The following is an 8664-nucleotide window of genomic DNA, read 5'->3' on the forward strand; positions in this document are numbered from 1 at the left end:
TCACGCCGCCGATGCTCACGGTCCGCGAGGTGTGCAAAGAGCTCCGCGTCTCCCGCTCGACCTTTTACGACTGGCGCCAGAAAGGCCGTGCTCCGCGCTGCATCAAGCTCCCGAACGGTGACCTGCGTGTCCGTCGCAGCGACTACGAACTCTGGCTGGACGCACGGGAGGACTGCGCCTGATGGACACGACGTACAACGTCAAGATCTGGAAGACCTCCGTCTACAGGGGCAAGCGCAAGTCCTCGTACACGGTGCGCTGGGAACTGGAAGGCCGGGAATGGCGTCAGCCGTTCGCCACATCGGCCCTTGCGGACTCCTTCCGCTCTGAGCTGGTCAGCGCTACTCGACGGGGTGAGGCATTCAGCCTCACGACGGGCCGCCCCGTCTCCCACCAGTCTGGAGCGAGCGCGGCGAGCTGGTACGAATTCTCGATCCGCTTCGCGGACGCCCAATGGCGCCGGACTTCTGGCAACAACCGGAAGAACGTCGCCAAGGCGTTGATGACCACCACCATCGCCCTGCTTCGTGCACCTCTCCCGAGCAGGTTCGCGCCGGTCGATGTCCGCACCGCGCTCCGGGAGTTCGCGTACAACACCCGGCGCAGGCCGGAGGCTCCGCCCGAGGTGGCGCAGATCCTGCAGTGGGTCGAACGCAATTCGCTGTCCATGGCCGCATGGGAGGACCCCCGAAAGGTCGACGAGGTGCTGCATGCGCAAGCCACCAAGCTGGACGGCACGACCGCCGCGGCATCCTCGGTCAAGCGCACCCGCCGGATCCTGAACGTCGCCCTTGAGTACGCAGTGACCCACAAGGTCCTGAGTGCGAACCCCCTGCCCAAGGGCCGGGGCACCATGCCGAAGACGTCGTCAGCGGTCGACAAGCGGGCCCTCATAAATCCGGCACACGCTGCGGGACTGCTGGGCTGGATATGGTACCGCCCGCGCGGTGGACAGCGCCTGCACGCTTTCTTCGCCACGATGTACTACGCGGGACCGCGCCCCGAGGAAGTCGTGGCGATGCGCGTGCTGGACGCGCAGCTGCCGGACGCAGACGCCGAGGACCAATGGGGAGAACTGCTCTTCCACACGGCTCAACCCGAGGTGGGCAAGCGGTGGACTGACAGCGGCGAAGTCCACGAGGAACGCGGGCTCAAGGGGCGCGCGAAGCATGACACCCGAGTTGTGCCGTGCCGTCCAGCGCTGACGAGGATTCTGCGAGAGCACATAGCGGCTGAAGAGCTCAAGCCCGGTGACCTTCTCTTCCCGGGAGAGAAGGGAGACCTGCTTTCCGGCTCGGTCATCCGCCGGGCTTGGCGAACGTCCAGAGAGAAGGTCCTTACTCCGGAGGAGTACGCGTCGCCCCTCGCCAGGCGCGTGTACGACCTGCGGCACACCTGCCTGACCACGTGGCTCAACAACGGGGTCCCACCCGCTCAGGTCGCGGAGTGGGCCGGCAACAGCGTGCCCGTCCTGCTCGCCACGTACGCCCGCTGCATCTCAGGGCAGCTCAGGGACCACCAGGCGCGCATCGAGGCCGCCGGCGACCTGCCCGATCTGGCGGAGGGCTGACGGCGGCCGCCGGAATCTTCACCGCGTATTCTCCGCAGCCACCCGCAGAAACCCGGTGACAGCCGGACAGCGCCGGATCCCTCCGACCCGTCTCGGGGGCGGTCCGGCGCTTACGCGTCCGCTACCCTTCGCCCGCTATGGTGCCTCTGACCAGCAAAAAGACCCTCCGGGGTGGAGGGTCTGTCGGTCGTGCGGGTTGTGCGCCCCCGGCAGGACTCGAACCTGCGGCCAAGCGCTTAGAAGGCGCCTGCTCTATCCACTGAGCTACGGGGGCCGGATCGTGGCCTCGGTGGCCTGGAGCCCCTGGTGGGTCGTCCGTGAACCTTGCCGGGGACAAGGATAGGGCTCCGATCGCCTTGACCCGGTTGCTTCACCTGCGTGGCACGATGTGGAGGTTCGGTGAAGCGAACCGATAATCGCAGGCAGGTGCGATTCCTGCAGCGCTTTTGACGTCTCGCGTCTCGGGTGTTGTGCACTCGTTATGCCTGCGCCCCACTCGTCCCGTCTGTCCCGTCTGTCCGACCGGCGCGCAGAGAGGTCCATACGCTTCAAAAAGCCGCCAAAATTGGGCATTCTTCGCATGTGGTGACCTTGGATGCACGGCCTCAGCTGATCGACGCACTATCCGCCCTCCGCGACCGTGTCGCCGCCGTGCGTCTTCCTCTTCCCCTTCCCGGTGCCCCGCGCGCCCGGCAGACGCGCGCAGAGCTTCTTGCGCAGCTCGATGATTATCTCGTGCCCCGGCTCAAGGAGCCCGAAGCGCCGCTGCTCGTGGTAGTCGGGGGATCCACCGGGGCCGGGAAGTCGACTCTCGTCAACTCGCTGGTGGGGCGGCGGGTCAGCGAGGCGGGTGTGCTGCGGCCCACCACGCGTACGCCGGTGCTCGTGTGCCACCCCGACGATCATCACTGGTTCGCGGGGATGCGGGTGCTGCCGCAGCTGACGCGCCTATGGCGCCCGCATCAGGACGAGGCCGAGGGGGCGCAGGACGGCGGACGGGAGGGGGAGGAGGAGAACTCCCTGCGGATCGAGACAGCCGTCACCCTGCCCCGCGGGCTCGCGCTCCTCGACGCACCCGACATCGACTCGCTCGTTGTCGAGAACCGGCTGCTGGCCGCCGAGTTGATCTGCGCCGCCGATGTGTGGGTGTTGGTGACGACGGCGTCGCGGTACGCGGACGCCGTGCCGTGGCATCTGCTGCGTACGGCCAAGGAGTACAACGCCACGCTGGTGACCGTGCTCGACCGGGTGCCGCACCAGGTGATCACGGATGTCTCGCGGCAGTACGCGGCGCTGCTGACCAAGGCCGGTCTCGGGGAGGTGCCGCGGTTCACCATCCCGGAGCTGCCCGAATCGGCTGGCGCCGGCCGCGGGCTGCTGCCCACCACCGCAGTGGCTCCCCTCTACGCCTGGCTGGCCCACCGGGCGCAGGACCCGGCAGCCAGACAGCAGACCTTGGGGCGTACGGCGGCGGGCGTGATCGACTCGCTCAACGCGCGGATGCCCGAGCTCGCGGCGGCGGTGGCGGGGCAGTACGCGGCGGCCGTACGGCTCACGGGCGCGGTCGAGGAGGCGTACGAGAACGAGCGCGAGCGGGTACGCAAGCAGCTCCGGGGCGGAGCGGTGCTCGCCGGGGACGCGCGGACCCGCTGGCGTGGCTATCCGCGAGACAGCTCCGCGGGCGAGCTGCTGGACTCGCTGGTCGGCAGCCTGTCCGCGCTGCTGCAGTGCGCCGTCGCCGCCGCCGACGAGCGAGTCCAGGAGGCGTGGCGGCGCGAGCCGGCCGCGCGGGCGGTTGTCGTCCAGGGACGGCTGGACCTGGAGACGGCCGAGCGGATCGGGATCGCCGTACGCCGCTGGCGGCGGGAGTTGGAGGAGCTCGCCGAGGAGGAGGTGCGCCGGCTGGAGATGAGTGTGTCACCCGACCCCGAGGCGGTGGCCGCACTGGTCGCGGCCGCGCTGCTCGGCGGGCGGCGGGCCCGCGGCGCGGGGGAGCGGCTCGCCGAACGAATCGGGGCGCAGGGCGCGCTGAAGCTGCGCGACAAGGGCGGCGAGCTGATGGCGACGTACATCGACGGCGTACTGCACAGCGAACGAGACCGCCGCCTCGCACCCCTCGACGCACTCGAAGTGACCCCTGAGCCGCAGGCCGAGCTGATCGCCGCGCTTTCCGTACTGCAGAAGGAGAGGTGACGGCGGTGACCGCCATCACGGACGAACGCGCTGACGACGAGAACACGGACGACGAGAACGAGGACGGCGGCCGCTGGGACGACGGGCTGATCGCCCGGCGCGCGGACGGCTGGGACGATGCGGGGGAGGACGGGACGGACTCCGAGGAGGACCCGTGGGGCGAGGTGCATGTGCCGATCGGCGGGCCGTACGTAGGGCCGCTGCGGGTACGCCTGGACGCGCTGCGCGAACTGATCGGCCTCTCGCGGACCCGGCTGGACGGGAAGACCCTCGCCGAGGCGGGACGCGTCCTCGACGAGGCCGCAGCCCGGCAGCGGCTCTCCTCGCGGCACACCGTCGTCGCCATCGCAGGCGCGACGGGCAGCGGGAAGTCGACGCTCTTCAACGCGCTCGCCGAAGTGCCGCTCTCGGAGACCGGGCTGCGCAGACCCACCACCGCGGCGCCGATCGCCTGCACCTGGTCGGAGGGCGCGGCCGGGCTGCTGGACCGGCTCGCCATCCCGCCACGGCTACGGCGCAGGCCCCTGGCGGGCGGCGACGAGGAGCTGTACGGGCTGGTGCTGGTCGATCTGCCCGACCATGACTCGGCCCTGGTCAGACACCGGGAGCAGGTGGACCGGGTCGTGGCACTGGTGGACGCGGTGATCTGGGTCGTCGACCCGGAGAAGTACGCGGACGCCGCCCTACACGAGCGGTATCTGCGGCCGCTCGCCGGGCATGCGGAGATCACGTTCGTGGTGCTCAACCAGATCGACCGGCTGCCTGGCGAGGCCGCCGACCAAGTGCTCGACGATCTGCGCCGACTCCTCGACGAGGACGGCATGGCCCTTGGCGAACACGGCGAGCCGGGCGCCACCGTGCTCGCGCTCTCCGCCCTGACCGGGGAGGGGGTCGGCGAACTGCGCGAGCTGATCGGGAAGTTCGTACAGGACCGCAATGCCGCAGCGCGCCGGCTGTCCGCGGATGTCGACGCGGCGGCGGCGAAGCTCCGTTCGGTGTATCTCGCCGACGGGCACACCGGCCTCCATGAACGCTCGCGCGAGGACTTCGCGGCCCGGCTGGCGGAGGCGATCGGCGCGAACGCGGCCGGTGAGGCGGCGGAGCGCGAGTGGCGCAGGAACGCCAGCCGGGCGTGCGGGACGCCGTGGCTGCGCCTGTGGCGCTGGTACGAGCGCATGCGTACGCCGGGGAGCGGGCTGCCGGAGCCCGCGGTTCCGGTCGAGGACGAGCTCACGGCACGGCAGCGGGTCGAGCAGGCGGTGCGTACGGTCGCGGACGAGGCGGCCGCGGGGCTGCCCGCGCCGTGGGCGCAGGCGGTGCGCGAGGCGGCGGTGCGCGGGGCCGATGGGCTTCCGGAGGCGCTGGACGAACTGGCCGTGCGCGAGGCGGCGGCGACGAACGGGCGGCCGCTGCGGCCCGCGTGGTGGCCGGCCGCGGTGCTGGCGCAGGCGTCGATGACGCTGGTTCAGATCTTCGGTGGACTGTGGCTGGTGGGCCAGATCATCGGCGTACTGAAGCCGGGGCTGCTGCCGCCGGTGTTGCTGATGCTCGCCGGGATCGTGGGCGGGCCGCTGGTGGAGTGGGCGTGCGCGGCGGCTGTACGGGGGCCGGCGCGGCGGTACGGGCAGGACGCGCAGCGGCGGTTGCGGGAGGCGGCGTCCGGGTGCGGGCGGGCGAAGGTGCTCGACCCGATCGCCGGGGAGCTGATGCGCTACCGGGAGGTGCGGGAGCAGTACGCGACCGTGTCGGGGAAGGCGGGGGCCGGCAGGGTCGGTGGCGGTTCGGGGATTGGCGGGGGCGGGACGGTCCGGCTTCTGGGGTGACGGGGTTTTACACAACTGTGCGGTGGTCCACAGGCGTCGGCGGGATCTTCCCGTCCGGTCCAGCATGGAGATCGGTCAGGACAGACCGGGCCAGGCAACCGGACGGGGAGGTGACCGTCGTGAACGACACGATGGTGACGGTGGTGGGCAATGTCGCCACGAATGTGGAGTACCGGGAATCGGCGGCCGGGGGGATGGCGCGATTCCGTTTCGCGGTGACACCGAGGCGGTACGACCGGCAGAGCGGAAGCTGGACGGACGGGCACACCAGCTTCTACACGGTCTTCGCCTGGCGGTCCCTCGCCATAAATCTGGCCGGGTCGGTCTCCGTCGGTGAACCACTTCTCGTCCATGGACGGTTGAAGGTGCGCGAGGAGGAACGGGACGGACAGCGCAGGACGTCCGTCGAGATCGACGCGATGGCGGTGGGACACGATCTGACGCGCGGGACAGCGGCATTCCGGCGGGTGGTGAAGGCGGAGCCGAATCTGACGCACCGTCCCACGCCCGAGGAGGTGCCGGCGACGGCGACGCCCGTGGGCTGACCTGGAGTTGGGTGGATTTGTCGATTCAGAAACGGGGATGCGGCCGTGTTCGGGCGAGCGTCGATGACGTTCGTCGATAACGATTCCGAGTCGGAATGGTTGTCTGACGGTATGACGGGGGACTGGGGTGCGCGGCGTCCATAGGATTCCCGCGTACTCACGGGGCACTTGAGTCTGCAGGCGAGGCACTCCCCCCACGCGTCACACGCGCACGTGATTCGACGTGAACACGTGCTCGCACGCGAACTAAGGACCTCGCTCGGAGGGGAATTCTGTGTTTGCTTTGTTCTCTGCGTCAGTTGGACGCAGGCGGGGCGCTGTTCGTCGTCTTACAGCCGCGGCTTTGATGTCGGGCCTGATCGCGAGCGGCTCCATAGCCGGCGCGGGTGCGGCAGCCGCCGACGACGGTGTACAGCACCAGGGTGGCGCGGTCGCCACTCTCGATGGGCTGAAGACCTTTGACCGTGCCGTGCTCCACGCGGACGGCAAGAATCGCGAAATACCCGCCGGGCTCTTCGAGATGACCGTCGACGGCGGCGGTCGGCTGAAGACGTACTGCATCGACATCCACAACCCGACCCAGGACCAGGCGAAGTACCTGGAGACCCCCTGGAACCAGACGTCGCTGGGCGGCAACGAGAACGCGGGCAAGATCCGCTGGATCCTGCAGCACTCCTACCCCCAGGTCGACGATCTGGGCGCGCTGGCCAAGGACGCGGACAGTGGCCCGCTCTCCGAGCGCACCGCGGCGGCCGGCACCCAGGTCGCCATCTGGCGCTACTCGGACAAGGCGGACGTCGAGGCGCTCGACCCCGCGGCGGAGAAGCTCGCGGACTGGCTGGAGAAGCAGGCCCAGGACGTGGCGGAGCCGAAGGCCTCGCTCAGCCTGGAGCCGAACGCGGTCTCGGGCAAGGCGGGCGGGCGGCTCGGTCCCGTGACGGTCCGCACGGACGCCGGGCAGGTCTCCGTGACCCCGCCGGCCGACGCGGCCGCCAGTGGGATCAAGGTCACCGACGCGGCCGGCAAGCCCGTCACCTCCGCCATCGACGGCACTCAGCTGTACTTCGACGTGCCGGCCGGTGCCGCGGACGGTTCGGCGACGCTGACCGCGCAGGCGACCACCTCTGTGCCGGTGGGCCGGGCGTTCGCCGGAGTGACCAAGAGCCAGACCCAGATCCTGGCCGGTTCCAGCGAGTCCACGGTCACCGCGAACGCGACGGCCACCTGGGCCAAGGCGGGCGCGATACCGGCGCTCTCGGCGAAGAAGAACTGCGCCAAGGGCGGCGTGGACATCACCGCGGAGAACAAGGGCGACGCTCCGTTCACCTTCGAGCTGGCGGGCCTGAAGCACACGATCCCGGCCGGGGAGTCCAAGACGGTCACCGTTCCGGTCGCCGAGGACCAGGCGTACGACTTCACCATCACCGGGCCCGACGGCTTCAAGAAGAACTTCAAGGGTGTGCTGGACTGCAAGACCACCGGCACCCCGAGCCCGGGCACGGACACCCCCTCGTCCCAGCCCAGCCCGGCCTCGGCCGGCGGCACGTCCTCGGGTTCCGGGGGCGGCGACCTGGCCGAGACGGGCAGCTCCAGCGCCACCCCGATGATCGCGGGTGTCGCGATCGCGCTCGTCGTGATCGGCGGCGGCGCGGTCTTCTTCCTCCGCAGGAAGAGGGCGACGGCCGGCGAGTAGTGACCACGCGTAAGTGTGGAGTGACACTGCGCTGACGGCGGCCCCGGTGCGAAGCGCGCACCGGGGCCGTCGCGTTGAGCCGGTGCATCGAGCAGGGGGATTTTGGCAGTGAAGGAAGCCGGTCGCCCTGCTGCTGGGGGCGGCAGCTGTGCTGATGGCCGTCGCCTATCCCCTCGGTGCGCGGCTCGCCGACGCCACGCACCTGATCGTTCTGCGCCGGGTGTTCGGCTTCCCGCTCGTCTTCGTGGGCCTTGTCGCGGCGCTGGCGGCCGCGGCGGTGTGGACGGGGTCGCGCCGGGAGTGGCTGCGCTTGACGGTCGCCGCGGGTGCGTCTTTCGTCTGGTTGGGCTGCCTGCTGTTCGGCCGGATCGCGGGGGCGGGGTGGGAGGTCACCCAGACCTTGGCGGCGGCGGAGGGCGCCGATCGACGCGTCGTCGTGCGGTCGGGAAGCGCCGTGATCGACCCGCTGTGGTGGGTGACAGTGGAGCAGGGCCACGGCCTCACCGCCCGCGAGTGGGACGTCGGCCACTTCAACGGGGACGCCAGCGACTACGAGCTGGCGAGCGTCGCCTGGGACGGACCGCACTGGCTGCGCATGACCACGGCGTCGGGCGAGGACTTCCTCGTCGACCTCGACCCGGACACTGCCGAGCCGCGCGCCCCCGTCTCCGTGGGCTGATCTCCACCGTGGGCTGACCTCCGGAGGCGGAGCCGGCCACCGGTTTCCGTCGGGGGATGGACGTACGGCAAGATGGGGTGTTACTTGCCGTCAGAGGGCATGAAAAGGCCCCTCACCAGCGGGTTTCCCACCAATGAGGGGCCGTGTCAGGCCGCTTGGGC

Annotated in this window: 7 protein-coding genes and 1 tRNA gene; 7 read left to right on the forward strand and 1 reads right to left on the reverse strand. The window is 70.3% G+C overall.

Features of this window, described 5'->3' with window-relative positions; all coding sequences use genetic code 11:
* The first annotated feature begins 11 nt into the window (after nt 1-11).
* Nucleotides 12-182, forward strand: a complete 171-nt coding sequence (locus ACH492_RS25655; protein WP_373685499.1) for a helix-turn-helix transcriptional regulator — start codon at nt 12-14, stop codon at nt 180-182.
* Complete coding sequence (locus ACH492_RS25660; protein WP_398990025.1) at nt 182-1570, forward strand: tyrosine-type recombinase/integrase; 1389 nt, start codon at nt 182-184, stop codon at nt 1568-1570. The genes ACH492_RS25655 and ACH492_RS25660 overlap by 1 nt, the downstream gene beginning before the upstream one ends.
* Nucleotides 1571-1771: 201 nt before the next feature.
* Here the strand turns inward: ACH492_RS25660 and ACH492_RS25665 are convergent.
* Nucleotides 1772-1844: transfer RNA gene (locus tag ACH492_RS25665), tRNA-Arg, on the reverse strand.
* Nucleotides 1845-2161: 317 nt separating this feature from the next.
* Here ACH492_RS25665 and ACH492_RS25670 point away from each other — a divergent pair.
* From ACH492_RS25670 to ACH492_RS25690, 5 genes are all read left to right on the forward strand, one after another.
* Entirely contained in the window at nt 2162-3763 is a 1602-nt protein-coding gene (locus tag ACH492_RS25670) for a dynamin family protein (protein ID WP_398990026.1), read from the forward strand.
* 5 nt (nt 3764-3768) lie between these two features.
* The gene (locus ACH492_RS25675) at nt 3769-5586 is read left to right on the forward strand and encodes a GTP-binding protein (RefSeq protein WP_398990027.1); all 1818 of its coding nucleotides are present in this window, start codon (nt 3769-3771) and stop codon (nt 5584-5586) included.
* 119 nt (nt 5587-5705) lie between these two features.
* Complete coding sequence (locus ACH492_RS25680; RefSeq protein ID WP_398990028.1) at nt 5706-6131, forward strand: single-stranded DNA-binding protein; 426 nt, start codon at nt 5706-5708, stop codon at nt 6129-6131.
* A gap of 346 nt (nt 6132-6477) precedes the next feature.
* The gene (locus ACH492_RS25685; RefSeq protein ID WP_398990029.1) at nt 6478-7824 is read left to right on the forward strand and encodes an LAETG motif-containing sortase-dependent surface protein; all 1347 of its coding nucleotides are present in this window, start codon (nt 6478-6480) and stop codon (nt 7822-7824) included.
* A gap of 154 nt (nt 7825-7978) precedes the next feature.
* On the forward strand, nt 7979-8503 hold the full coding sequence (locus ACH492_RS25690) for a hypothetical protein (protein WP_398990030.1): 525 nt from the start codon (nt 7979-7981) through the stop codon (nt 8501-8503).
* The last annotated feature ends 161 nt before the right edge of the window (nt 8504-8664 follow it).

Origin of the sequence: Streptomyces sp. NPDC019443, from assembly GCF_044389785.1 — a bacterium.
Classification (GTDB): domain Bacteria; phylum Actinomycetota; class Actinomycetes; order Streptomycetales; family Streptomycetaceae; genus Streptomyces.